This window comes from Cupriavidus sp. L7L, from assembly GCF_004353535.1.
GTDB classification, from domain to species: Bacteria; Pseudomonadota; Gammaproteobacteria; order Burkholderiales; family Burkholderiaceae; genus Cupriavidus; species Cupriavidus oxalaticus_A.
This window is the reverse complement of the sequence record NZ_SMNY01000145.1, coordinates 1-671: the sequence shown is the minus strand read 5'-3', so window position 1 is coordinate 671 and position 671 is coordinate 1. Positions and strand designations below refer to the sequence as shown.

The window sequence follows — 671 nt, the reverse complement described above, 5'->3', positions numbered from 1 at the left end:
CACATACACCAGTCGTGTCCGGGGCAATAGCGCGGCTTGTTCCGCAACGCGTTCATACCCTTCAATCCAGCGTACGCTTTCCTTGATCCCGCCGCGGTTGCCGTCGGCGTCCTTTGGCTCCCGAGCCCACATCCAGGCATCGATCACCCCCAGCGGTTCACGGTCAGGCGTCACCGCGTAGGTCGGATGCAAAAACATGCCCCGCTGGGCTTCGTAGCTCAGCGGCCCCAACCCCTCCATCTCCTGGCCATTAAAGTCCAACTCGGTCGAATCAGCGATGCACAGCACTATCGGAAACTGCGCGGCTCTGTCCGCCGTGCGTTCCCAATGCGGCTGCATCACGTCCCGCCAATCGATCTGCTCATTGCCGAGAAACCGATATGCCCCAATGGTTTGCGACCAGTCATCGCATGCGCCGGGAATGCTCGCCGTGGGCAGGGCCGCAAACCGCTTGAGCAACTCCTTGGCGCGCCGATCCCGCCGCGGATCACCTAGATCCAGGCTCTCAAATTCCTCGTCCACCCATGCCCCCGACTCGTTGCCCATCGCTGCTAAAAACTCGACAGTAAACGCGAGTCAGGCGAAGTTAACAACCCCTTACCTCGAAATTTCCACGGCCTCAGGCTCCATGCCCCACGGTGGAGACGGTACTACTTCTGTATAAGGAGATG

1 protein-coding gene is annotated in these 671 nt (G+C 60.1%); it reads right to left on the bottom strand.

Going from position 1 to position 671, the window contains the following annotated elements:
• A partial coding sequence (locus tag E1J61_RS36635; RefSeq protein WP_133098630.1) for a transposase occupies nt 1-546 on the bottom strand: 546 nt, incomplete at its 3' end.
• Between the last annotated feature and the right edge of the window lie 125 nt (nt 547-671).